This window comes from Methylobacter luteus IMV-B-3098, assembly GCF_000427625.1.
In the GTDB taxonomy this organism is placed as follows: Bacteria; Pseudomonadota; Gammaproteobacteria; order Methylococcales; family Methylomonadaceae; genus Methylobacter; species Methylobacter luteus.
On sequence record NZ_KE386569.1, the window covers coordinates 2,002,955 to 2,028,277 of the forward strand.

At 53.7% G+C, this 25,323-nt stretch carries 23 protein-coding genes; 9 read left to right on the forward strand and 14 right to left on the reverse strand.

Annotated elements, in window-relative coordinates; translation table 11 throughout:
- Positions 1-83 precede the first annotated feature (83 nt).
- From putA to METLU_RS0111190, 5 genes are all read left to right on the forward strand, one after another.
- The gene (gene putA / locus METLU_RS0111170; protein WP_027158279.1) at positions 84-3,194 is read left to right on the forward strand and encodes a bifunctional proline dehydrogenase/L-glutamate gamma-semialdehyde dehydrogenase PutA; all 3,111 of its coding nucleotides are present in this window, start codon (positions 84-86) and stop codon (positions 3,192-3,194) included.
- 141 nt (positions 3,195-3,335) lie between these two features.
- On the forward strand, positions 3,336-3,551 hold the full coding sequence (locus METLU_RS0111175) for a (2Fe-2S)-binding protein (protein ID WP_027158280.1): 216 nt from the start codon (positions 3,336-3,338) through the stop codon (positions 3,549-3,551).
- Positions 3,552-3,569: 18 nt separating this feature from the next.
- Positions 3,570-4,034, forward strand: a complete 465-nt coding sequence (gene bfr / locus METLU_RS0111180) for a bacterioferritin (RefSeq protein ID WP_027158281.1) — start codon at positions 3,570-3,572, stop codon at positions 4,032-4,034.
- 145 nt (positions 4,035-4,179) lie between these two features.
- The gene (locus METLU_RS0111185; protein ID WP_027158282.1) at positions 4,180-4,842 is read left to right on the forward strand and encodes a peroxiredoxin family protein; all 663 of its coding nucleotides are present in this window, start codon (positions 4,180-4,182) and stop codon (positions 4,840-4,842) included.
- Between the two features lie 242 nt (positions 4,843-5,084).
- Positions 5,085-5,558 carry a hypothetical protein gene (locus METLU_RS0111190; RefSeq protein WP_155920539.1) on the forward strand — a complete coding sequence of 158 codons (474 nt, stop codon included), beginning with the start codon at positions 5,085-5,087 and terminating at the stop codon, positions 5,556-5,558.
- A 123-nt stretch (positions 5,559-5,681) separates the two neighbouring features.
- Here METLU_RS0111190 and METLU_RS0111195 read toward each other — a convergent pair whose 3' ends face one another.
- Positions 5,682-6,566: an IS982 family transposase gene (locus METLU_RS0111195; RefSeq protein ID WP_027156585.1), complete on the reverse strand. Its 885-nt coding sequence runs from the start codon at positions 6,564-6,566 to the stop codon at positions 5,682-5,684.
- A gap of 77 nt (positions 6,567-6,643) precedes the next feature.
- The gene (locus tag METLU_RS25185; protein ID WP_036243050.1) at positions 6,644-6,859 is read right to left on the reverse strand and encodes a hypothetical protein; all 216 of its coding nucleotides are present in this window, start codon (positions 6,857-6,859) and stop codon (positions 6,644-6,646) included.
- A gap of 116 nt (positions 6,860-6,975) precedes the next feature.
- Here METLU_RS25185 and istA point away from each other — a divergent pair, with 116 nt between their 5' ends.
- The gene (gene istA, locus METLU_RS0111205) at positions 6,976-8,490 is read left to right on the forward strand and encodes an IS21 family transposase (RefSeq protein WP_027158284.1); all 1,515 of its coding nucleotides are present in this window, start codon (positions 6,976-6,978) and stop codon (positions 8,488-8,490) included.
- On the forward strand, positions 8,480-9,229 hold the full coding sequence (gene istB / locus METLU_RS0111210) for an IS21-like element helper ATPase IstB (protein ID WP_027157895.1): 750 nt from the start codon (positions 8,480-8,482) through the stop codon (positions 9,227-9,229). Before istA ends, istB begins: the two co-directional genes overlap by 11 nt.
- Positions 9,230-9,231: 2 nt before the next feature.
- Here istB and METLU_RS25190 read toward each other — a convergent pair whose 3' ends face one another.
- The 9 genes from METLU_RS25190 to yfbR form a co-directional block, all read right to left on the reverse strand.
- Positions 9,232-10,410: a cache domain-containing protein gene (locus tag METLU_RS25190; protein ID WP_051299881.1), complete on the reverse strand. Its 1,179-nt coding sequence runs from the start codon at positions 10,408-10,410 to the stop codon at positions 9,232-9,234.
- A 502-nt stretch (positions 10,411-10,912) separates the two neighbouring features.
- Positions 10,913-11,206, reverse strand: a complete 294-nt coding sequence (locus METLU_RS0111220; protein ID WP_027158285.1) for a GYD domain-containing protein — start codon at positions 11,204-11,206, stop codon at positions 10,913-10,915.
- A gap of 253 nt (positions 11,207-11,459) precedes the next feature.
- Positions 11,460-11,663, reverse strand: coding sequence for a hypothetical protein (locus METLU_RS27915; RefSeq protein WP_155920540.1), 204 nt, complete (start codon positions 11,661-11,663; stop codon positions 11,460-11,462).
- Between the two features lie 259 nt (positions 11,664-11,922).
- Complete coding sequence (locus METLU_RS0111240) at positions 11,923-12,393, reverse strand: hypothetical protein (RefSeq protein WP_027158288.1); 471 nt, start codon at positions 12,391-12,393, stop codon at positions 11,923-11,925.
- Positions 12,394-12,692: 299 nt separating this feature from the next.
- A complete protein-coding gene (locus METLU_RS0111245) occupies positions 12,693-13,106 on the reverse strand; it encodes a DUF2147 domain-containing protein (protein ID WP_027158289.1) in 414 nt (137 codons plus the stop codon).
- Between the two features lie 78 nt (positions 13,107-13,184).
- Positions 13,185-13,622 carry a hypothetical protein gene (locus METLU_RS0111250; protein WP_027158290.1) on the reverse strand — a complete coding sequence of 146 codons (438 nt, stop codon included), beginning with the start codon at positions 13,620-13,622 and terminating at the stop codon, positions 13,185-13,187.
- Between the two features lie 207 nt (positions 13,623-13,829).
- A complete protein-coding gene (locus tag METLU_RS0111255; RefSeq protein ID WP_027158291.1) occupies positions 13,830-17,567 on the reverse strand; it encodes an AAA family ATPase in 3,738 nt (1,245 codons plus the stop codon).
- Positions 17,567-18,808, reverse strand: coding sequence for an exonuclease SbcCD subunit D C-terminal domain-containing protein (locus METLU_RS0111260; protein WP_027158292.1), 1,242 nt, complete (start codon positions 18,806-18,808; stop codon positions 17,567-17,569). The genes METLU_RS0111255 and METLU_RS0111260 overlap by 1 nt, the downstream gene beginning before the upstream one ends.
- Before the next feature lie 22 nt (positions 18,809-18,830).
- Entirely contained in the window at positions 18,831-19,445 is a 615-nt protein-coding gene (gene yfbR, locus METLU_RS0111265; RefSeq protein WP_036243720.1) for a 5'-deoxynucleotidase, read from the reverse strand.
- A gap of 140 nt (positions 19,446-19,585) precedes the next feature.
- Here yfbR and ylqF point away from each other — a divergent pair, with 140 nt between their 5' ends.
- The gene (ylqF, locus tag METLU_RS0111270) at positions 19,586-20,506 is read left to right on the forward strand and encodes a ribosome biogenesis GTPase YlqF (protein ID WP_027158294.1); all 921 of its coding nucleotides are present in this window, start codon (positions 19,586-19,588) and stop codon (positions 20,504-20,506) included.
- Positions 20,507-20,776: 270 nt separating this feature from the next.
- On the opposite strand, the gene nadA is transcribed toward ylqF, so the two are convergent.
- The 3 genes from nadA to METLU_RS27325 all read right to left on the reverse strand — a co-directional run bounded on the left by nadA (position 20,777) and on the right by METLU_RS27325 (position 24,148).
- Positions 20,777-21,874, reverse strand: a complete 1,098-nt coding sequence (gene nadA / locus METLU_RS0111275) for a quinolinate synthase NadA (RefSeq protein ID WP_027158295.1) — start codon at positions 21,872-21,874, stop codon at positions 20,777-20,779.
- 148 nt (positions 21,875-22,022) lie between these two features.
- Positions 22,023-23,801: an aspartate--tRNA ligase gene (gene aspS, locus METLU_RS0111280; RefSeq protein WP_027158296.1), complete on the reverse strand. Its 1,779-nt coding sequence runs from the start codon at positions 23,799-23,801 to the stop codon at positions 22,023-22,025.
- Positions 23,802-23,869: 68 nt separating this feature from the next.
- A complete protein-coding gene (locus METLU_RS27325) occupies positions 23,870-24,148 on the reverse strand; it encodes an FmdB family zinc ribbon protein (RefSeq protein WP_036243056.1) in 279 nt (92 codons plus the stop codon).
- Positions 24,149-24,257: 109 nt separating this feature from the next.
- Here METLU_RS27325 and pyrC point away from each other — a divergent pair, with 109 nt between their 5' ends.
- Entirely contained in the window at positions 24,258-25,292 is a 1,035-nt protein-coding gene (gene pyrC, locus METLU_RS0111290; RefSeq protein WP_027158298.1) for a dihydroorotase, read from the forward strand.
- Positions 25,293-25,323: the final 31 nt, after the last annotated feature.

Sequence of the window (25,323 nt, forward strand, 5' to 3'; positions counted from 1 at the left end):
TCATTCAATATATTTTGAAATATCACTTATGTATTTAGTCTAAAATTCGGCAAAAAGTTCATGATTTTATGGGTGGAACCCGCATGGCAGAAACATCAACAACTACCTTACGCACGGCGATCAGTCAGGCTTATCTGACCGATGAGAAAGACATCATCGCGGCGCTGTCGACCGATCTTTTGACCTATGATGCAGCTGCCGCCGGCGCATCCGCCGAAACACTGGTGACCGCGGTCAGGACCCGGGCGCAGCGGCACAGCGCGATCGAAGCCTTCCTGCACGAATACCAGCTCAACTCCCAGGAAGGCATTGTGCTGATGGGCATCGCCGAAGCCCTGCTGCGCATTCCTGACCGCCAGACGCAGGACCTGTTTTTGCAGGAAAAGCTGACCGTAGCCGATTGGCAGCGCCATGTCCAGCACAGCGACTCTTTCTGGGTCAATCTATCGACGCGCGCCTTGCTGCTTACGCGGCAATTTGAAGAATTGGCGGCGCCATCGCCGCAGCACTGGTTTCCGGTCTTCGAACAATTGCTGTCCAGAATGGGCGCGCCGCTCATTCGCAGCGCGCTGAATCAGGCCATGCAGTATATGGCCCTGCAATTCGTGATTGCCGATTCGATCGAACAAGCCGTTGTGCGCGGCGAGCAGCAGCCCGCCTACCGCTATTCGTTCGACATGCTGGGCGAGGCGGCGCTGACGGCGGCCGATGCCGAGCGTTATTTCCAGTCATACGCCAAGGCTATCGCCACGCTGGCCGGGCATGCCCATAATGATGATATTTATGCCAATCCGGGCATTTCGGTCAAATTATCGGCGCTGTGCCCGCGCTATGAGCCGCTGCAACAGGTGCGCGCCGTCAAGGAGCTCACGGACAGGCTGCTGCATCTGGCCAATCATGCGCGCGCGGCCAATATTTCTCTGACCGTGGATGCCGAGGAATCCGAGCGCCTGGATATGTCCCTGACGATCTTTGCCGCCGTGCTGGCGCAACTGAACGGCTGGCCGGGCCTGGGTCTGGCCGTGCAGGCGTACCAAAAACGCGCTCTGCCCGTCATCCGCTGGCTGGCTGCGCTGGCCGAATCCCGGCAGTGCAAGATTCCGTTGCGGCTCGTCAAAGGCGCCTACTGGGACAGTGAGATCAAACGGGCTCAGGAAAACGGCCTCAGCGATTACCCCGTGTTCACCCATAAATCGGCGACCGACGTCTCTTATCTGGCCTGCGCGCAATTCATGCTGTCGCGGCCCGAGGCGTTTTATCCTCAGTTCGCCAGCCATAACGCGCACACGCTCGCCGCCGTCCATCAGATGGGCAGGCAACATCCGGGCTATGAATTCCAGCGCCTGCACGGCATGGGCGAGGCGCTTTATGACGAAATCATGGAACATCAGGGCTGGCAAATCCCCTGCCGCATCTATGCGCCGGTCGGGCATTATCATGAACTGCTGCCTTATCTGGTCAGACGCCTGCTGGAGAACGGCGCCAATACCTCTTTCGTCAACCAGATCGATCACCCCGACATCAGCGTGACGGAATTGATCTGTGATCCCGTGGCAACGGTAAAGGCGACTGAACTGAAATCACCGATAGTCCTGCCGCGCGATATTTATGGCGAAAAACGGCTTAATTCGAGCGGCGTCAATCTGGCCGATCCCGAGGTGTTGAATCAATTGCAGCAGGATCTGAACGCCCTGGCCGACCGGCAATGGACAGCCGTGCCGCTGGTCGACGGCCAGCCTTGCCCGGGCCAGGAACAGATCATCGTCAATCCGTGGGACAATCGGCAGGCGGTAGGCACGGTCAGCCATGCCGGGCAGGAGACGATCGAACAGGCCCTGGCAGGCGCCGCCGAAGCCTTTAATGATTGGCGTCTTTGTCCTGTCGAAACGCGCGCCGCCTGCCTGAAGCGGGCCGCCGATCTGTTCGAACAGCACCGCCTGGAACTGGTTTCGCTGTGTATCCGCGAAGGCGGCCGCACGATCAGGGATGCCCTGTCAGAAGTCAGGGAGGCGGTCGATTTCTGCCGCTATTATGCGCAATCGGCGCTCGAATTATTTGGCGAACCTATCCGCCTGCCCGGCCCTGTCGGCGAAGACAACCGGCTTCATTACTATGGCCGAGGCGTTTATGTCTGCATCAGCCCGTGGAATTTTCCGATTGCTATTTTTACCGGCCAGGTCGTTGCCGCGCTCGCGGCCGGCAATACCGTCATCGCCAAACCGGCCAGCCAGACCGCACTGACGGCCATGCACTGCGTGCGCCTGCTGCATCAGGCCGGCGTTCCCGAATCGGTACTGCAATTCCTGCCGGCCGATGGGCGCACGACCGGCCAACATGTCCTGCCCAATCCGCAGGTGGCCGGCATCGCCTTCACGGGCTCGACGGCCACGGCGCGGTTTATCAACCAGCAGTTGGCCGAGCACCATCAGGCCATCGTGCCGATTATCGCCGAAACCGGCGGCCAGAATGTCCTGATCGCCGACAGCTCGGCCCTGCCGGAGCAATTGGTGCAGGACGCCATGCTGTCTGCATTCAACAGCGCCGGCCAGCGCTGCTCGGCCCTGCGCGCGCTGTTTGTGCAAGAGGAAATTGCCGATAAAACCATCGCCATGCTAACCGGCGCCATGCAGGAATTGTCGCTGGGCAACCCCGGTCTGACCTCGACCGACATCGGCCCCGTGATCGACCATGCCGCGCTGGCGCCGCTGACGGCGCATCTTGAAATGATGAAGCAACAGGCGAAACTGCTCTATCAACTGCCCATGAATGATGAGTTAAAGCACGGCAGCTTTTTCGCGCCCAGCCTGTTTGAGATCGAATCGCTGTCGCAGCTGACCCAGGAGGTCTTCGGCCCGATCCTGCACCTGATCCGTTACCGGGCCGCCGATCTCGACCAGGTGATCGCCGCCGTCAATGCCACCGGTTACGGCCTGACGCTGGGCATACACAGCCGGATTGAAACGACGGCCGAAAAAATCCGGCAAGGCGTTAAGGTCGGCAATATTTATGTCAACCGCAACATGATCGGCGCGGTTGTCGGCGTGCAGCCTTTCGGCGGCATGCGCCTTTCCGGCACAGGTCCCAAGGCCGGCGGCCCCGATTATTTGCGCCGCTTTGTTGTGGAACAGACCGTGACGACCAATACCGCCGCGATCGGCGGCAACGCGACTTTGCTGACTCAGGATTTGCGGTAGGCCGGGTTGATAAACCCGGCATGAGGAGCTTCGAAACTGCAGACGAAAACGGCCTTACGAATAATTATTGCAAAAACTGCTTTATGTTTCAAATGAGAATTGTTATCATTTGCAAAAGATTACTCTACAGGAGATCCCTTTATGTACGTATGTGTTTGCAAAGCAGTTACTGATTCCCAGATAAAAAACGCGATTGATAATGGCGTTTGCACGCGCAAACAGATATTCGATTGCCTCGGTGTCGGCAGAAATTGCGGAAAATGCAATAAACAGATCAAGGAACTGCTTGACGGAAACCGTCGGCAGCAATCTATAATGCAAGCAGCATCAAACGAACCCATTCTTAACGCGTATTAGAAAAACCAGAGGTGTAGCATGCAAGGAGATAGCCAGGTTATCGAGTTTCTCAATAAGGCATTGACTAATGAGCTGACCGCCATTAATCAGTATTTTTTACATGCCCGCATGTATAAAAACTGGGGTTTTCAAAAACTGAACGAGAAGGTCTATCACGAGTCCATCGACGAAATGAAGCACGCCGACCGATTGATCGAACGCATCCTGTTTCTGGAAGGCCTGCCCAACCTGCAAAGTCTCGACAAGATATTGATCGGCGAGAATCCCCAGGAAATGCTTGAATGCGACTTGAAACTGGAACACAACGCCATACCCTTGCTCCGGGAAGCAATTGCCTACTGCGAAAGCGTTAAAGACTATATCTCCAGGGAAATTTTCGAACACATCCTCGAAAGCGAGGAAGAGCATGTCGACTGGCTGGAAACCCAGCTTGAACTGATCGGCAAGGTCGGGTTGCAGAATTACCTGCAATCGCAAATGTAAAACGGCTCTCCCCGATCGTCTAATACTGAAGCGTTCTTATGCCGCAAACCCTGGCGGCAGTATAATATTTCATTTACTCCAGCTTCATGTATGAGGGCGACTAAAATCGCCCCTACAAACTATTCAGTTTTACGGGAGAGCGAAAATGACCGCACAAATAGGCCAGCCAGCGCCGCTGTTATCGGTTTCCGACTGGGTTCAGGGCGAGCCGGCCAATTTCGATCTGTTACCGGGCCGGGTCGTGCTGGTGGAAGTCTTTCAGGTCAACTGTCCGGGCTGTTTTTTATATGCCCTGCCGCAAGCTATCTCCCTGCATCAACGCTATGCGGACCAAGGGTTGTCGGTCCTGGGCGTGGCGACGGCGTTTGAGGACTTCGATAAAAACAATCTGAACAATCTGGTTCGGTTGGCCGAAAAAGGCGAAGTTGTCGGCGAGACGCTGCTCGCGCTAAGCCAGCGCGGCGAGCTGATCGACGGTCGCCTGCCCTATCGCATCCCTTTCCCGCTGGCCATGGATCGTCTGAACAAGCGCGGGGACAATATGACCGACGATGACATCCTGTCCTTTATCAGGGCGCGCGTGCCCGACTTCGATCAGCAGCCGGAAGCGCATCAACAGCAAATCCGCAAGCGAGCACAGCACTATTTTCAATCCCTGACCTACCGGGCGGAGACGTTTGAGCGTTTCGACCTGAAAGGCACGCCCTCGCATATTCTGGTCGACAAACACGGCGTGTTAAGGGATTGCGCCTTTGGCGCCTATCCGGAGCTGGAAGTGCTATTGAAAGCCTTATTATCAGAGGAATAAAAAAATAATAATTAAAAGTTACTGTAAAACTTACTGCATTTTTCTGTTGTGGCTCTGCTTTTCTTGATCCCCATACACAAAAAAGGCCACCATATAGCCAGCCTTGATTGATCGTGTGTTTATAGTTTAAAAACTAAGGCGAAAAGTAGTTATATAATTTTAAGTTTCGATTGCTTGATTTTGTCTGGCTGCCGCTTCACTATGCACCTAAATTTACGCCCATCATTACTAATAATAAGAACATGAATTCTACGATCATTTCTCTCGTTCCGATTTCTGCCATACATAGCTTCCGTCAGCAGCAACAGTCAATCGTATCAGTTGGAACAATAAGCATGGATGTAAAATTAAATGACGATGTTCTTACCCACAGCAATGAAAGCCTAAAAAAATCAAAATGGGAAGTTTGCTTTTATCATACTGAGTCCTACAACGAAAACGCTGTTCAGCAAGGAGCCATTGGATTTCTCAAATATTATCAAGAATCTGAGTATAGAGAAGAGACTTGCATTGCATCAGTAGCTTTGAAAACAGAAGTTTTTAACCAACTGCTAGTAAATTTGCAATCAAAACGGCTACCTAGTCAAATGCTTTTTACGGTTAAGGAATTAGAATATGGCGCGCTGCCTGATGGGGATCAAATAATATGGAACGTACAAGACATGTCGAACGCTCCGATATTAGAAGTGGAGTTTCAATTTCATTTTTATTTCTAAACAAAGATGATCTAAAAAAGTTATTTAATCACTAGTTGGGCAGCAAAATGAAAACATCAGATCAAGTTCAAAATTTTACATTTCAACGTTGCTATAGATCACTATATCTAACCTCAGTTCGGTTTAAGCATTCGAAATAAAAGGCAACCAATCGACATCGCGCAAATTGAGAGCCGGCTTTTTCTCCTGATAGGTATAGGCCACCAGACAAGCGATGATATTGGACAAATAGTTGCTCAAAGAACGATGCCGCGAGTGTTCAAGATCGCCAATATTCTTGAGTTGATCATTGATCGTTTCAATGATGCTACGCTTGCGCAGCAAACATTTGTCAAACACATCCATCACTTGCGGCTTCATGTTTTTCTTCAGCGTAGTAATCAGCGTGACATTCTGATGGGCCAATAAGTCAGTTAACTTCCTGGAAATATAGCCCCGGTCGCCAAACAGCTTTCCCGTCAATGATTTCACCAGATCGGGGACTGGTTTGCGATCATCGACATTGCCCGGTGTGATGCAAAATGACAGAATCTCGCCCTGGTCATTGACGATCAGATGCAATTTGAAGCCATAAAACCAGCCGGTCGACGATTTGCCGCGCCCGGCTTCCTGGGTGAAGGTTTTGTGCCGGGGAATACGGATATTCTCGCACACGCCCAGCGGTGTTGAATCAATAAAGGCAATACCTGCCGAAGCGCCTCGGCGACTGGCCATAAAGGCGGTGAGCGGCGCCAACAGTTTTGGCATCAGCTCGATAAAGCGATTATAGCTTAGCAGATTAGGAAACTCAGCTCGCCAATAGCGCTGCACATGCCTCAGATAAAACCATTTGAAGGTTCGAAAACCGGCTTGATGGTAAGCCACTAAAATCGTGATCATCTCGCTATCACTCATCCGATGGAGACGATGGCGTTTCTTCTTACCTTGGGTTAATTGATTTTTTTGCCAGTCCGCTATAAAGGTTTGGCAAAAATCGTCCACATCGCAGAATAAGTGTGTTAATTTCATAAAGGCAGGTTTTTGTTCGGAGAAAGTTAGCGTCGAAAACTTATTTTCTCTTTTATAACAAGAACCTGCTCCCTTTTTTATCCCGAACTCAGGTTATATCTAGCTTCCATTTCAGCTATACGCTTGATATTCTCTCGCCCTTCTTCTACAGATTTTGTATAACACTTGATAATCTGTTCAATCTTGTTATCCAGCAATTCTTCAATAGGCATATTAGGGATCAGCAAACGGTAGGGTTCGATTTTAAAATAGGCGGCTATTTTTTCAATTGTCTCAGTAGTTATGCTATCCACGCTTGTTAAAAAGCGTGCAAAACTTTCCAGGGCCCTGGGGAAAAGAGCGTTGAAAAGTTTCCACCCCAGGTTATTTAATGACCGGTTTTTGACCGGAGCATCCTGGAGTGTTAGAAATGGACCTTATTGCCGAACTCAGACGGCGTCATCATGTAGGTAAAGAAAGCATCAGTTCTCTGGCGAAGACCTTTAAGCTCTCCCGCCCCACCATCCGCAAGCATCTCAAGACGCTTGAAGCGCCGGTTTATCAGCGCCAACATCAGCCTTATCCCAAGCTGGGCTCATTCCATGACCAACTGGACACCTGGTTGGAGCAGGAAGCGGTTTTGCCGCGTAAACAGAGACGGACTGCCCGCCGACTGTATGAGTGTCTCCAGGTTGAGGGGTACCGCGGCTCTTATACGGCCGTACAACGCCATGTAAGGCGTTGGAAGAAACAGCAAGTCAGCAGTCCCGCCGTCAAACAAGCCTTTGTACCGTTAGCCTTTCCGGCGGGCGAGACCTGCCAGTTTGATTGGAGCCAGGAAACCGTCGAGCTCGGCGGTGTGACGCAGACCATTAAAGTGGCTCACTTTCGCCTGGCCTACAGCCGGCAGATGTTCGTGGTCGCCTATCCGCGAGAAACCCAGGAGATGGTGCTGGATGCACACCGCCAGGCGTTCGCTTACTTCGGTGGCGTACCAAAACGCATGATCTACGATAATCTGAAGGCTGTTGTTGACGCGATCTTTGTCGGCAAGGAGCGTCGCTTTAATCGCCGTTTTCTGGCCTTGGCCAATCACTATCTGTTTGAGCCGGTGGCCTGCACGCCGGCATCGGGCTGGGAAAAAGGCCAAGTGGAAAATCAGGTGGGTAATATCCGGGAGTGGCTGTTTACGCCCTTGGCCAAATTCGCCGATTTTACCAGCCTGAATGCCTGGCTGGCGCTACGCTGTCGGGAATTGGCGGGACGGCCCCATCCCGAACAACCTTCACGCACTATCGCCGATTGCTTTGCCGAAGAACAGCCGCTGTTAATGCCAGTCAAGGCCAGCTTTGATGGCTACGTGGAAGAGGTACGGCGGGTCTCACAGTTGTGCCTGATACGTATTGACCGTAATCGCTACAGCGTGCCGGCCCAATGGGCTAATGCGGTGGTGTCAGTGCGCTTAACGGCCGATCGTGTGCGCCTGGTGGCCGAAGGTCAGGTCATTGCCGAACATATCCGTCGTTTTGGCCGTGATCAGCTGGTCTGTGATCCCTGGCATTACCTGCCGGTATTAGAGAAAAAGCCGGGAGCACTGCGGCATGGTGCGCCGTTTCAGGCCTGGGATCTGCCGGCACCGGTTAAAGTGGTCCGGGACCGCATTCTCAAACAAGACCAAGGTGATCGCGCGTTTGTCGATCTGTTGCTGATGGCCAGGTCATTAGGCGATGATGGCCTGGAGACACTGGAAGTGGCGTGCGACCTGACCTTGCAAACCGGGATCATCAGCGCCGCGATTGTGCTCAATGAAATGCGCCGGTTAACTGATGCAGCTAGGCCTAAACCGTTGACTGACACATCGCCATCCACGCCGACATTGGCCCTGGAGCCGGTAGCTGATTGCAGCCGCTACGATACCTTGCGGAGTTCACGCCATGTCCATTGATCGTGCAATGCGCCTAAAGGATCTTCATCTCTATGGCATGGCTGCGGCCTGGAGCGAGTGGCAAGCCGAATACAGTGGTCAGCAAAAGCCCGTCATGCCGGAAGTTTGGCTGGATCGCCTGATTGAAGCGGAACAGGCTGACCGACAGGCCCGCAGCCTAAGTTATCAGCTTAAAGCCGCGCGCTTTCCTCATCACCGTGATCTGATGAGCTTTGATTGGCAGGAAACGCCTTTGGAGCAAGCGCGGATTGAGCAGTTGGCAACGGCCGGCTTCATGGAGCAGGTCACCAACCTGATACTGGTGGGCGGAACCGGCACCGGTAAAACCCATCTGGCGACCGCCCTGGGCGTAGCAGCCATTCACCAGGGCAAACGCGTGCGTTTTTACAACGCTGTCGATCTGGTCAATCAACTGGACAAGGAAAAGCAGTTGGGCAAGGCCGGCACTCTGGCCAAGCGGTTAACGCATAGTGATGCAGTCATTCTCGATGAACTGGGCTATCTGCCGTTCCCGGCATCGGGTGGCGCTTTGCTGTTTCATCTGATCAGTCAGCTGTACGAGAAAACCTCGCTGATCATCACCACTAATCTGAACTTCGCCGAATGGGTGCAGGTGTTCGGTGATGCCAAGATGACCACGGCCCTGTTGGATCGAATTACTCATCACTGCGATATTCTGGAAACAGGTAATGATTCCTATCGGTTCAAGCAGCGAAAAAAGGCGGCTGAAGGCCGATAACCCTACAACACGACTGGAAACTTTTCGACGCTCTTTACTGGAAAATTTTCAACGCTCTTTGACAAACCACCAATCGCACTGAAAACCATCTGGTCGATGGGTCTTCCCAGAATATCCTTCATGCCGCGCATATTTTCTCCTTCGCCGGCCGGGTTCGCTGCATGAAACACCCGCGTCCCGTCCATCGTCCAGACAAAGAAATAGGTATTATCATGGAACCACTTCGATCCCTGCTTGCGGAACTCGGGATAAGCCTGCTCGCCCTGCTTTTCGAAGACGGCCGCTCCGTCCCGGACCAGTGTCATCAGTTCCGGCGCGGTCATGGTATTGGCGGCCGGGGCTGCCTTGGGCGCATCGGCCAAATAGACGCCGCTGCCTACCAGCAGCCATCGATCGCCCATCTTTGCCTTGGTTACATAAGCCGACTTTTGCATAGAGACGCTTTCCCCCGGCTTGGGCCACATATAATCAACCCAGCCGGAACCACTGGTTTGTATCACCTCGAGCATCTCGCGGATCAACTGCTTGCCCTGGGTATCCTTCAGGTCCAGAAGGTCGCGCCCTTCCAGGTTCGGAAATGCCGGGAGGACGATATTGAACCCATTCATGTCGTACACAAAAATATACTCGTCCTTGGCGATGAAAGGACCGGTCGGATCATAGAAGAGCGGAAAAGCCGCGGTGCCATGCTGCTCGATCTGTCCGACGGCGTTTTTCACCGCATCCACGACAAAGGGCCGTTCCATACGGTCGTTGTACATGCCGCTGCCGACCACATAGTCTTTACCGTACGGCGCCGTCACCAGCCGCACGTAAGTGCTTTTCCAGCGGGGCAGAATCCCGCCCGGCACCGGCCATTGGTAGTGATACCAGCCTGTTGGTTTGTCGGGAACCATCATTGCCGCATCGATAAGTCCGCGGATGATCGGCTTTCCATTAATATCCTTCAATTCCAGCACGTTCTTGCCTTCCAACTCTGGATCGGGATGAACCAACATGTTCCCTTCAGGATCCAGCACAAAGATGTAGATTTCTTCCTGTCGCCAGCGGCTGCCGGAGACGCTGAAATCGCTAAACGCCGTTTCACCTTTGCTGCGGACCAACTCTGCCGCGTCAGTCACCAGTGCGACAAGTTCGCGTGTCTCCTCATATTCGTAAGACTGTTCGGAGTGTGTGAACATTTGAAAATCCTCTGCTTTTAATGACGCGTTCGCACCGCCATTTCTTGTTATTTTGGAACTTCTCTGTCGCTAAAAGGTTTCAACAAAAATTGGTGGCGTATTGTTACCTGCGGTGGATCATGTTCTATGGATTTGACGGCTTGGTTTTCCAGGCAGAGACCAGGCCCGGCAATATAGATATTTTCAACTGCCTGAATCTCGGGACAAAGGTCTGCTTATGCCAGGGCGTATTCTGTCCGGATTCCTATGAAAGGTCAGGAAAGCAACGGGCGCGGGGACATGGGTTCACTTGTTGCTTTCCTCTGAAAGGAATTCTGGGGCGAGACAATGACAGGTTTGTTTCAGCAGGACCCGGAGCGGCTGAAACATTGATGGTGCGCAGGCTCACCCAACCGCGCCCGACGGGAGCCTGAAAAAACCGAGCAATCTTGCAGGCGCGGATAGGATGGAGCGCTGGATTAGCCAGTCGGAATGGAAACTGATCCCACACCGTATGCTTGCCCTATCCCAGCTTTGCGATTATTCCATTCATGTCTTCTTCGGTAAAAGCCCGTAATGTCAGGGTTCGAACATTGCCCAAAGTGCCGAGGCTTGCCAGAAGAGCCGCCATGGATGTATCGTCGGGCGCTTCGAATACGTTAACGACATCGTAACTCCCTAACGTCCAGTAGAAATCCTTCGCAGTGATTCCAAACTTCTTCGCCATTTCTCTTACGGAATCAGCCCGCTTGGTAGTGTCTTTGATGTTGTGAATGCCCTGCTCGGTGAAATTAAGGAGAACAATGTAAGTAGCCATGATGAACCTCCAGAGAATGATTGCATTCAGGATAACAACTTAACGCACAAACTAACTTGACCGTGTCCGACAGAAAGCCAGAAGAAGTCAACGAACTTACTTGCATGGATCGGGTGGAGCGCAGAGTTGACCAATGTTGAAATGTGAGCGCTTGCTCTATTCCGCGCGTTATTCAGCAAAGTCAGCATCATTTTCGCTACATCATTTCGTGTTGCGTCCGCGAAGCACGGATAGATCACAAAAACAGATGCCATTATTTGCTGCTGGTGCGGTGCCAAACTGACTTTGGAGCAGATGGATCATTGGACTCCTCTTCCGTTACAGTGCCGTCTGAATTTAGGGTAAAAGTGAAAAGCGGCTCAGCCACGGTCTTGCCGGTTTCAAAACAGGTACCGGTGAAATCATCCACTGTTAAAGTCCCCTCTGCCGCCATTACATACAGTGAAGTAGGTGGCATACTGGAGCACTTTGAATGTGCCGTCGCTATTATCCGTAATCGAAAGTATATCGTGAGACCCGTCAGTGGTTTCGACCCTCTCCCATAGACCAACGAAGCTATTGGCTTCTCCCGCCCGTGCCCGACCGGCCATGGAGGCTGCGAGCATGAGCAACATCAGTACATTAAGAAGTATGTTTTTCATAGCCTGTTCTCCTGAGTGAGATTGTTGCCAGCACTGCATCCATGGAGCGCTGGCAGGTACAAGACTACAGCGACATTAACTGCTGGTTTTATGAAAAATTATCGACGGAGGAGGCGGTGCGGGCTCTGCAGAGCGATCCCATGTTAAAGTGCCATCTGGATTTAGGGTAAAAGTGGCGGGAAGTGTCTCTGTCTTGTCGGTTTCAAAACAGGTAACGACAAATTCATCCACTTTTAATCCTCCTTCTGCCGAAACATTGCCCGTGCCTTGGGTAATGCCTCTGCCGCCATTACATATAGTGATGTATGTGGCATAAAGGAGCAGTTTTACTGCGCCGCCATTATTGTTTGTAATCGAAATCATAATGTGAGCCCCGTCCTCGGGATCAACCCCTTCCCATAAGCCAATGAAGCTATTGGTAGTTCCCGATGTTGAGGTATCGGTACTTCCTGACCCTGAGGTACTGGTATCTTCTATCTCGGCCCGACTGATTACGGAGGTAGCAAGCATGAATAAGGTTGTCGCTATAAGAAGTATGTTTTTCATAGACTGTTCTCCTGATTGAAACTGATGATTGAACAGCGCTCCAATAGCGCTGCATGATTTCAACGACAGACACGATCCTGTATGTCTCAAACAGATAAAAAACAACCTTGCAATTGAAAATATTTACATTTTTTAAAGACAATTACTATTCGTACGACGGCTTATTCAACTTGCTGAAATTCAACAGAAAACAGCAATTTCGGGTTCTGTTTTTATAGTGAAGCGCTAATGAGAGAGACACATCATTACTTATCTGTACTGCGTTTATATAGCTTGGAGAATTCCGACTATAGAGGCTGTCACTTACTGGTTTGATGATAAATCTTCAAAGGAAAGAATGACGCTGTGCTGGTCCGCGTTAAAGTGCCGTCTGAATTTCTGGAAAAAATGACGGATGCTGTCTCGGTATCCTCGTTTTCAAAACAGGTAATGGTGAAATCATCCGATTTTAAAGTCCCTTCAGCCGAAACTTTACCTGTGCCTTGAACAAGACCTCTGCCACCATTACACGAATTGAAGTATGTGTCATAAATGAGCAGTTTGAATGCGCCGTCACCGTTGTGCGTAATCGAGAGAACCTGATGAGAGCCATCATCGGGATCAATTGTCTCCCATAAGCCGACGAAGTTACTGGCATCTCCCGCCTGCGCCCGACTGATGATGGAGGCTGCGAGCATGAATAAAGCAACAGCCATAACGATTATGTTTTTCATAGCTAGCCCTCCTGAGACAGACTAATCCCCATGCCTCATATACATGAAGCATGGGCGAGTACCAAATTACGGATAATGTTATTTGCTGGTTCGATGATAAATAATCAGCGGAGTCAGTGGCGCAGGGCCAACCCGTGCTAAAGTGCCGTCTGAATTTCTGGTTAAAGCGATGGGCACGACCGTGGTATCGCCAGTTTCAAAACAGGTAATGGCGTAATCATCAGATTTTAAAGATTGCTCTGCCGAAACTTCACTCGTGCCCTGGGCAATCCCTCTGTCCCCATTACACAAAGTCCAGAACGTATCATAAACAAGCAGTTTGACTGTGCCGTCATCATTGCTCGTAATCGAAAGGATCAGATGAGACCCGTCCCGGGGATCAACCGCCTCCCATAAGCCAATGAAGCTATTGCCATTTCCCGGCTCTGAGCCATTGGTATTTTCCGAGTCTGCAGGACTGGTCGTGGCGGCCGAGAGCATGAGCAAAGCAACTGCCATAATGAGCATGTTTTTCATAGACTGTCCTCCTAAGTGAAACTGATGATTGGCCGGCGCAGATAGCCGCCGGATAGTTCAAGGAGAGAAACAACCCTGTCTGCCGCAAAACAGAAAAAAAACAATCTTGTAATTCAAAATGTTCACATTTTTTAAAGACGATGGCTATTCGTACGATGGCTTAGCCGATCTGCCGCCTTAAACCCTGAGATCGTGCCTTCCGCACGTTCAACCATTTCCTTCAACAGAAACACGGCTCTTTCCCCCGCCCTGCTTTTCAACCACGACCCTGGCGCCGATCCTTTCGACCAGTATCGGCACATGCGAGATGACGCCGACTTTCCGGCCCAGGGCTTGCAGCGTGTCCAGACTGGCGATGGCGATGTCCAGGGTTTCCGGGTCCAGGCTGCCGAAGCCTTCGTCGATGAACAGCGATTCAACCTGGGTCTTGTTCGATGACAGCGAGGCCAGGCCCAACGCCAGCGCCAGCGAGACCAGGAAGCTTTCGCCGCCGGACAGGCTGTGCACGCTGCGCACGTCGTCGGCCATGTCGCGGTCTATGATCTGCAGTTCCAGTTCGCTGCCCGGCACGCGCTGCAACCGATAACGCCTGGCGAAGTCTTCGAGGTGGCGGTTGCTGTGCGCCAGCAGGGCTTCCAGAGTCAGGCTCTGGGCGAAGCTGCGGAATTTGGCGCCGGATTTCGAGCCGATCAGTTCGTTCAGGCTTTCCCACTGCTGCCAGCGCGCCTGCTGCTTGTCCAGCTCCGTTTTCAGATGGCTGCCGGCGACGATTTTTTTGTCGTCCTCGCGCAGCAGTATCAGTTTTTCTTCCTTCTGCGAATTCAGGATCTGCCGCTTTTGCCGCAATTCCTGGGCGATCTGACTGGCGAGTTCCTCGGTCTCCAGCGGCGCATGGGTTTCATGCCGCTGTCTGTCGTCCGCTTTGACTTTCAATAGTGCGGCCGCTTCGCGCAGCGCGTGCTCCAGCGCCGCCCGGCTGGCTTTCTGCTCGCTCAGCCAGGCTTCGTCCTTTTCGAGCAGTTGTTTCAGGCCGTCCAGATCAATGCCCTGTTTGGTCAGCGCCTCGTTCAGCATGGCCTGGGCCTTGTCCAGATTACCTGAGCGACGGTCGGTCTCGGCCTGCCAGTGCCGCCGGTTTTGTTGCTGGGCTGCCAGATCGGTTTCGGCCTGACCGGCAACGTTGACTGCCTGTTCATAAGCGGCTCTGGCGTCCTGCACCTTGCGGTTCAGCGCCTGCTCGTAGCTGTCGGCTGTTCCCCCATTGGCTTCGGGAAGCAGGGCGTTGCGTTCTTCCGACAGCTTCTGCTTTTCCCCCGTCTTCTGTGTGATGTCGTTCTGCTTGTCTTGGCAATATTGCCGGCATTGGTCGAGGGTCTGGGCAGCGAGTTTTTCTTTGTAGTTGATATCGGCCAGGACCTGGGTGATGGCCTGTACATCCTGTTCCGCCTGCTGCCATTGGCTTACCTTGGCTGTCAGGTTTTGTTTGAACTGTTCCGCATCGCGCGCCATATCAGACTGCCAATTGCTGATTTGGCCGAACGGCATTCGCAACAGTCCGGCCAGTGCGTTCAGTTGAGTTTCCAGCTCCTGAAGCTGGTCGGAAAGATGGTTCAGGTTGGCTTTGCTTTCGGCCAGTCGGCTGTCGAGCGCGGACTGCTGGTGTACCAGACTTTCCAGCTTCTGCCTGGCAGCATCGTACAGATCTTGGGCCGCCTTGATCTGCTTTTGCAGGTCTATGGCCTGTTTTTCCTGCTGTTTGACGCGCTCCCACTCGGCCGTAAGTTGTTCGGACTGCCGTTCCAGCAACGGTGAAAGCCCTTCATCGGTAAGCGTCAGATCGGGCTTGCCTGGCAGAGCCAAAGCGCGCCATTCGGCATGACAGTCTGCCAGTTTCTCTTGGACCTGAGCAATATGTTGTTCCAGCGCGGCCTTTTGTTCCTGTTTCTGGTCGATCAATTTTTGCAGCCCTGCGACCGATTTGATCAGGGCCACTTTTTCGCTTTCCAGCTCCTTGACTCTGGCCTGCTGCGCGCCCTCCAGCGGCGTACCGACGCCATCGTGATCGCGCCAGGGATGCTCGAGCGCGCCGCAAACGGGACAGGGCTGATCCGGCTGCAGCAGATCGCGGAACTCCTGGGCGTTTTTATGCGTAATGGCCTGGATCAGGGCCAGGGATTTTCTGGCCTCTTCGAGCGCGGTGCCGTTGGTTGCCTGTTGGCGGGTTGCCGTTTCTAGTTGCCCGGCCGCATCGGTCAGCGCCTGCCCGGTGGCGGCCAGTTTGTCGCTGTCCTGCGTCAGGGCCTGTTGCAAAGTCAGCGCGTCCTGGGCCAGCTTCAGGGCGGCATTGACTTGCCCGCGCTTGATTTCCAGATCGTCTTTAACGCGATTCAGGCTCTCAAGCGAGTATTGGCCGGCCTGCTGTTTGAGCGGCTCCAGTGTTGCCAGCTGTTTGTCCTGTTCCTGCCGGCTTTCGATGATGGTTTTCCTGATCCCGGCCATCAGGCATTCATCGCCATCGACTAAGTCTTTGCAGACCTTGAGCTTGTTCTCGCTTTCGGCCTTGCGCGCTGTTAGCACCTGATAGCGTTCCAGTTCGCCTTGCCAGCGGCTCCACTCGACCGCGACGGGTTTCAGCGCCTGATTTTCATCCAGCCAGGTGTTGAGCTGTTGCAGCCGGTCTGTTTTCTCGGCCTGCTGCGCCAGCAAGTCCTGATGATGCGCTTGCGCGTCAGCCAGCTGCTCTCGCAGCCGGGTTTGTTCGGAATTTAGGGCATTAATGTCGTCCTGCATGACCTCGATGCGCGTGTCCAGATCGCGGGCTTTGGTTAACAACGGTTGCGCATCCTGCTGGCTTTTCTCGGCAGCCAGCAGGATACCGGAGGCAACCGTCACCCGTTGCCTGGCCGTGTTCAGCCTAAGCTCGGCGGCTTCCTGCAATTCCCCGCTGGTTTTCAGCTTTTGCTCTGCGTCTCGGACTTCGGCCGTGGCCGCCTTATACTGCGTAAGCAGTGGTTTAAGCGGTTGCGCAGCCTCGACTTTTTCGATCAACTGGCGCTCGGGTTCGGCGTCGTGCCAGGCCTGCTGATTTGTTTCGAAGGTGGCGCCGGCTGCCTGCTCGGCCGCTTTTAGGTTGTTCAGCGCCGTGTACCAGTCGAGGGTTTGCTGATTGGTATTGATGGCTTTTTCGAGGTCAGCCAGCAGCGCGATACATTGATCGCGTTCCTGTTCCAGTGCTTGACGGTCGGGCTCGGCCAGCGGTATTTGATCCTGCAGCTGCTCTTCGATGCGCTTGAGTGCCTCCTTTTCCTGCTTGGCGCGCTCGAAAGCCGCGATCGACAGTTCGGAATAAATATCGGTGCCGGTGATGCGCTCGAGCAGATTGGAACGGTCGTCTTTTTTGGCTTTCAGGAAGGCTGCGAAATCGCCCTGCGCCAGCAGGACCGAGCGCCGGAACTGGTCGAAATTAAGGTCGATTTTTTCGCTGATCGCTTCCAGTGTGCTCTTTTTGCCCTGGCCTATGCGCTGGCCGCTGGCGATATGGGTCAGCGTGATGTCCTGCGCCTGTAGCCGACCGGTCGCCTTGCCGCGCGCCTTGCTGACTTCCCAGCGCGCCCGGTAGGCCTGTTTGTCCTTGCCGATAAAATCGACTTCGGCAAACCCCGAGGCCGTGCCGCGCCGCAGGATCGAGCGCACGTCGTTGCTGGTCACGCGCAGGTTTTCATCCTCGTCCCTGTGCCCGACCGCAAACCCGTGCCCGTCCGGCAGGCGCGGTATTTTGTCATACAACGCCAGGCACAAGGCATCGAGTATCGTGCTTTTGCCGGCGCCGGTCTGACCGGTAATGGCGAACAGGCCGACCGGCGCGAGCGGGCCGCCGTCCAGTGAAATTTCAAACTCGTCGGCCAGGCTGGCCAGATTTTTGCCGCGAATCGCCAGAATACGCATCAGTCGCCTCCCTGCACGCTTTCGACCAGTTCGTTGAACAGAGCCGTCATGGCTTCCGGCGCATCCTGGTCGTAGCGGGTCTGATAGCAGCGCTGAAAAACGTCGAGCGGTTGCAGTTCTTCCAGTCGCTGTTCGATGTCGATATCGGCCAGGCTTTGCTGGCTGCCTCGGTAGGCGGTCGATATTTTCAGCAGACGCAACGGCAATCCGGCGATGGCTTCCTCAATCTGCTGACGCAGGCCCGGTTCCGGTCTGTCGAGCCGGATTCTGAGCTCCACGAACGGGGTTTGTTCAACCGGCAGATTGTGGTCGAGATCCAGATTTTTCAGTTGCGCGATCACGTCGGTCAGCGCTGCGAAGTCGTTGCCGTCGGGAATCCGGATCATCTCGACGCTGCGCGGAATTTGAATGGCGCTCGTTTCAACTTGACCGGCCTCGATCTCGATCTGCAACACTTGATGCCGATAACCGGCTTCGTCGAAGGACAGCGGTATCGGCGAGCCGCTGTAGCGGATATGCTCGTTCTGGCCGACTTTTTGCGCCAGATGCAGATGACCCAGGGCGACATAGGCGATGTCGCCGGGGAATATATCGGCCGGCAGCGCGTGCTGGTTGCCGCCCAGGATCTTGCGCTCGCTCAGTTCCGACACGCAGCCGTTGACCATATAGCAATGCCCGGTCAGGATCAGGCTCTCGCCATTGCCGGCCTTTTGCTGAATCTTTTCGGATAATTGGTTATACAGGTTTTTAACGCCGGCAATCAACGGATCACCGGCCTCGTCATTGCCTGGCAGATCGGCATTGCGCAGAAACGGCATGGCGCCGCACCAGGCTTTGACAGCGCCATGGACATCGGTCAGCGGCACGATCAGGCGCTCCCAATCGATTTTGCCGTCTTGCTTGCGCACCAGACCGCCGACAACATGCACGCCCAGCGCTTTCAGTATCGGTGAAGGCGCATCGAGCCGGCTGGCCGAGTCGTGATTGCCGCCGATCAGCACGATATCCAGACGGGGCTGTTGCGTTCTGGCTTTGACCAGGAATTCATAAAGCTGCGCCTGTGCGGCTGCCGAGGGATTGGCCGTATCGAAGATGTCGCCGGCGACGATCAGCGCGTCGGCCTGTCTGTCCTGCAGGGTCTGCAGCAGCCAGGTCAGGAACTGCTGATGTTCGAAGTGCCGCGATACGCCGTGCAGATGGTGGCCGAGATGCCAGTCCGCCGTGTGGAAGAGTCTTAACATATATGTCCCTGATAGTGCCGGCTCAGTAGGTTTTCATGAGCCCGTCCAGCGTCAGGCCGCAACTGGGCACGAACGCCTGCATAAAAAACGCGACTTCGGGCTGCTCGGATTCGCCGATCGTTTTGGCCAACTGCTCGGCGGCCATCTCGAATTCGGCATTGCCGGCTTTCAGTTCGGCCTGGCATTTGAGGTAGGCCGAGATCTTGTCCGCCGCCTTGATGATGCGCACATGCTCTTCCGGCATGTGGTCGTGATGAATCAACGCCTGAAAATCGGCCTGCAGCTCTGCCGGCAACAGATTCAGCAGTTCCTTCTCGGCCTGTTTTTCAATCTGCTTGTAAGCCGTGCTGATTTCCTCGGAATGATATTTGATCGGTGTCGGCAGATCGCCCGTGATCACTTCGGTGATATCGTGGTACAGGGCCGCGGCAGCGACGGCATTGGCATCGATTTGGCCGCCGTAATAGCGGTTTTTGATCAAGGCCAGCGTATGCGCGATGACGGAGACTTCCCAGCTGTGCTCCATGACGTTCTCATCATGCGCGTTGCGTTTGAGCCCCCAGCGCTTGATCCAGCGCAGCCTTGATAGATAGGCGTAAAAACTGCTTGTTATCGTTGTTTCTTTTATTGTTTTCATACGGATGGTCATAGCAATCGGTGTTTTGTCACACATGATACTGAATATGAGCTACTTTTGCTGCACTGTCATCGGGGCGGCGCCACTCGATAACTGCTATAATGCCGCCTGACCCGCATTCTAACTATTTGAAAAACATCATGCTTATTCAGTGGTATCCCGGCCATATGCACAAGGCCAGCAAAGAGATCAAGCACATCCTGCCACAGGTTGACCTGATCATTGAAATTCTGGATGCGCGCATTCCGTTCAGCAGCGAGAATCCGATGCTGAAAACGCTGCGAGGCGACAAGCCCTGCATCAAGGTGCTCAGCAAAAGCGACCTCGCCGACCCGGACATGACGCAGCACTGGCAAACCTATCTGGAGCAGGAAAAAGGTGTCAAGACTCTGGCGTTGACCATCGAACAGCCCGAAAAAATGCGCCAGATCGCCGACCTGTGCCACAAAATGCTGCCCGGCAAGGAGAGCAGCGGCCGGCTGATACAGGCCCTGATCGTAGGCATACCGAATGTCGGCAAGTCCACGCTGATCAATATACTGGCCGGCCGAATCATAGCCAAGACCGGCAACGAACCGGCCATCACCAAAACGCAGCAACGCATCAACATCGGCAACGGTATCGTCCTGTGGGACACGCCCGGCGTGCTCTGGCCGAATGTCGAAAACAGAAACAGCGGCTACCGGCTGGCGACCACGGGCGCGATCAAGGATACGGCCATCAATCACGAGCATATCGCCTTCTTTGCGGCCGATTATCTGTTAAGGCATTATCCCGATTTGCTGAAGGCCCGTTTTCAGATCGAGCAACTGCCGGACAGCGAACAGGAACTTATGGAAACTATCGGCAGAAATCGCGGCTGTCTGCGTTCGGGCGGACGCGTGGACATGGATAAGGTCTCTAAACTGCTATTGTCCGAACTGCGCGCCGGCACGATCGGCCGGATCAGCCTGGAAACGCCGGCCATGATGGAACAGGAGCTGGCCGAACTGGCTGTGATCCGTGAACAGAAAGCGGCAAAGAAACTGTCCAGGATGCAGAAGTGGAAAGATTCGAAGTAGTTACTGATGTTACGCACTGACAGATTTTTTTGCCGTTTGCCGGACGCTGTTAACCAGGGTAGGCTGGGTTGATAAACCCAGCATTCGAGGCCGCCCGTGCCGGGTTTCCGCTAAAGCTCCAACCCAGCCTACACTTGCTGCACGTTTCTGTACGTAGGTGCGAATTAATTCGCACTCAACAAAACGAAGTCTCCTCTCCCCCACACACAGACGCAAAAAGGCCGATAAACGCGAAACGTTTATCGGCTTTTTTTGTTGATCAGAGAACGGTTATTTTATAGCCAGCATGTCATCCAGCGCCTTCTTGGCCGATCTGGCGATGTCGGCCGGCACGGAGATCTGGTTGACGACATGGCCGGCCACCAGATTTTCCAGGACCCAGGCCAAATGCTGCGGATCGGTTCTGAACATGGTTGAGCACATGCACAGCATGGGCGACATGAAATGCACGTTTTTACCCTGCGCTTTGCATTCCTCCTGCAGGCGATTGACCAGGTTCAATTCCGTCGCCACCAGCCAGCGCGTGTTCGGCTCGGCCTCGCGCACGGTCTTGAGGATGTATTCGGTAGAGCCGATGTAATCGGATTTCTGGCAGACCTCGAAGCAGGCTTCCGGATGCGAGATCACCTTCGTTTCGGGATAACGCTGCAGGAAGTTATCGATATGTTCAGGCTGAAATGCCTGGTGCACGGAGCAATAGCCCTTCCACAGAATCATTTTGGCGTTGCGGATTTGCTCAACCGTCAGCCCGCCCATGGGCTTGGTGAAATCCCAGACGACCATTTCCTCCAGCGGAATGCCCATCCGGTAGCCGGTATTGCGGCCTAGATGCTGATCGGGGAAAAACAGGATTTTCTCGCGACGCGCAAAACTCCATTCCAGGATTTTCTGGGCATTCGAGGACGTGCAGACAATACCGCCATGCTGGCCGCAGAAGGCTTTCAGATCGGCTGCCGAATTGATGTAGGTCACGGGCGTAACTTGGGATTCCACATCCAGAATTTCCGCCAGCTCTTTCCAGCATTTCTGCACCTTGACCAGATTGGCCATATCGGCCATGGAACAGCCTGCCGCCATATCCGGCAGGATGGCGATCTGCTCGGGCCTGGACAGAATATCGGCGACTTCGGCCATGAAATGCACGCCGCAGAAAACGATGTATTCGGCATCGGACTGGGCCGCTTCCTTGGACAGCTTCAATGAGTCGCCGGTCAGATCGGCATGCTTGAAGACTTCATCGCGCTGATAATGATGGCCGAGAATAACGCAGCGTTTGCCTAGCTTTGCCTTGGCCGCGACAATGCGCGCATCACATTCCTCGTCGCTGAGCAATGCATAATCTTGAATCGGTAATGCGGTATCGGTCATTAAAAGATAACCCTTAATAGAGAATAACTTGGTAATTCACCACGAACACGAGGGAACGAAGTGTTCAATTATATAAGACCCTTCTTTCCCGCTATAAGTTTTGACTCCGCCGCATTATTTTGCGGCGGAGCAAACAGGATAAGGCTGGTTATGATGCCTTGGTAGGTTTCAGCAATCGGATGCCCAATTCGCGCAACTGCGCATCATCAACGGGAGCCGGTGCACTGACTAAAGGACAGGCCGCTGATTGCGTTTTAGGAAAGGCAATCACATCGCGGATCGAGTGCGATCCGGTCATCAGCATGACCAGGCGATCGAGTCCGAACGCCATACCGCCGTGCGGCGGCGCGCCGTATTTCAGAGCCTCGAGCAGGAATCCGAATTTTTCCTTGGCTTCATCCTCTTCAATACCTAAAATCTTTAGTACGGTTTGCTGCATCGATGAGCGGTTGATACGAATCGAGCCGCCGCCGACTTCAGTGCCGTTCAACACCAGGTCATAGGCGCGAGATAACGCCGCGCCGGGGTTGGCCAGCAAGTCTTCGACCGAGCAGCTCGGCGCCGTAAACGGATGGTGAATGGCATTCCAGCGCTGACTCTTGTCGTCCCAGTCGAACATCGGGAAATCGACAACCCAAACCGGCTTCCAGTCGCCTTCCAGCAGATTAAGGTCGTGCCCAAGCTTGACGCGCAACGCGCCCATCGCTTCGTTGACGACGTGCGCCTTGTCGGCGCCGAAGAAAATCAGGTCGCCGGTCTGGGCTTCAGTTTTGGTCAGCACTTTTTCCCAGACTTCGGCCGGTGCGAACTTAACGATCGGCGACTGCAAGCCGTCGATGCCGCCATTGCGGTCATTGACTTTGATATAAGCCAAGCCTTTGGCGCCATAGATGCCGACGAATTTGGTCAGGTCCTCGATATCCTTGCGGCTTAGGTCACCGCCGTTAGGCAGGCGCATGGCCACGACGCGGCCATTAGGATCATTGGCAGGACCCGAGAAGACTTTGAAATCGACAGCTTTCATTTCATCGGCGATATCGACCAGTTCCAGCGGGATCCGCAGATCGGGACGGTCAACGCCGAACCGGGACATCGCTTCCTGATAGGTCATGCGCGAGAAAGTGGCATCGAGCTGCACATTGATGATTTCCGCGAACAGCTGACGAATCATCTCTTCCATGATCTCCATGATCTCGTTTTCATCCATGAAAGACGTTTCGATATCGAGCTGCGTAAATTCGGGCTGTCTATCGGCGCGCAGATCCTCGTCGCGGAAACAGCGCACGACCTGATAATAGCGGTCCATGCCGGAGACCATCAGAATTTGTTTGTAAAGCTGGGGCGACTGCGGCAAGGCAAAGAAGGCGTTTTCATGCGTGCGGCTGGGCACGATGTAATCACGCGCGCCTTCCGGCGTGGCTTTGGTCAGATAAGGCGTTTCGATCTCGAAAAACTCGTGATCATCGAGGAAATTGCGCAGCGTGCGGGTGACATCGCGGCGCACGCGCATTTTTTCCTGCATGGACGTACGGCGCAAATCGATGTAGCGATAACGCAGGCGCATTTCCTCGTTGACTTCAATGTCGCTTTCGATCGGGAAAGGCGGCGTTTCGGATTCGTTCAACACTTCCACATTGCTGACCAGTACCTCTACTTCACCGGTTTGCATGTTTGGATTAATCGTGCCTTCGGGACGATCGCGCACGATCCCTTCGACTTTTAAAACATATTCGCTGCGTACACTTTCGGCTACCGCGAAGGTTTCGGGAGAATCAGGATCAAATACGACTTGCACCAGACCGGCACGGTCTCTCAGATCAATGAAAATGACCCCGCCATGGTCCCGGCGACGGTGAACCCAGCCGCATAATTCAACCGCTTCGCCTAAATGTTCTTTGTTTAATTCTCCACACTTGTGGGTACGCATAAGTTTTCTCTGTTAATCCAAAAAATTTGTCGATATTACGTGCTTAAACCAGCCGTTGCAAGTCAGTCCTAATGGCTGCTCTTGCAGCCTCCGCCGCAGCAACTCGCTGGACTTGGAGCGCTGGAACTGGAACTGCTGCTCTCGCCTGCTACGTTTTTCTTGGCGCCGCTTTTAAAATCGGTTTCATACCAGCCGCCGCCTTTTAATCTGAATCCTGCCGCCGAAATCTTTTTAATCAGCTCCGGCTGGCTGCAGGCCGGACAGTGGATTAATGGCGCGTCGCTGAGTTTTTGCAAAGCTTCATGTTCATGACCGCATGCTTGACATTGGTATTCGTAAATTGGCATTAGCCCCTCCGATAACAAAAAAATAATACCCAAAATAGGGGACTGTATTAGTTTTTCAAGGTCCTTCCTATAAAATAGTCATCTATTTTACAGAAGATTACCCTGCATAATGAAAAAATTAACCATCACACGCCCCGATGACTGGCATTTGCATGTCAGAACCGGCGCGATTTTAAAAACCGTCATGCCTCATACCACACGGCAATTCGCTCGCGCCATCATCATGCCCAATCTGAGGCCACCCGTGACGACCGTGGCACAGGCCCTGTCCTACCGCGAGGAAATTCTGCAGGCTGTTCCTGCGGGCCTGGATTTCACGCCGCTAATGACGCTTTACCTGACCGGCTCGACGACGGTGGATGAAATCAGGAAAGCCGCGGAATGCGAACATATTCAGGCATTCAAACTTTATCCGGCCGGCGCTACTACCCATTCCGATTCCGGAATTAGCGATATCAGAGCCGCTTACCCGCTGCTCGCGGCCATGGAAAAGCACGACATACCTTTGCTGATCCATGGCGAAGTCACCGACGAGTCTTGCGATATTTTTGACCGGGAACGGGTATTCGTCGATACCAGCCTGACCGACATCGCCAGAAACTTCCCGGCACTGCGCATCGTGGTCGAACACGTGACAACGACGGAAGCCGTGCAGTTTGTCCAGTCCGCCGGCGCGCGCATTGCCGCCACCATTACGCCGCAGCACCTGATGTTCAACCGCAATGCCATCCTGGCCGGCGGCATACGCCCGCATCATTACTGTCTGCCGATCATCAAGCGCGAACACCATCGCCAGGCTTTGGTTACCGCCGCCACCAGCGGCAATCCGAAATTCTTTCTGGGCACGGACAGCGCCCCGCACCTGACTTCATTGAAGGAAGCCGCCTGCGGATGCGCCGGTTGTTACAGCGCCCATGCAGCGCTAGAACTGTACGCGGAAGTCTTCGAGCGGGCTGGCGCGCTGGACAAGCTGGAAGGGTTCGCGAGTTTCCACGGCTCCGACTTTTACCGTTTACCAAGAAACTCGGGTACGGTCACTCTGGAAAAAACTACCTGGAGAGTACCGGCCGCTTACGGTGAGGACTCGCTCTCGATCACCCCGCTGAAAGCCAGTGAAGAGTTGACTTGGCAGCTACAGCAATAGACTCAATCACACTGTAGACAGGCGGTATCTC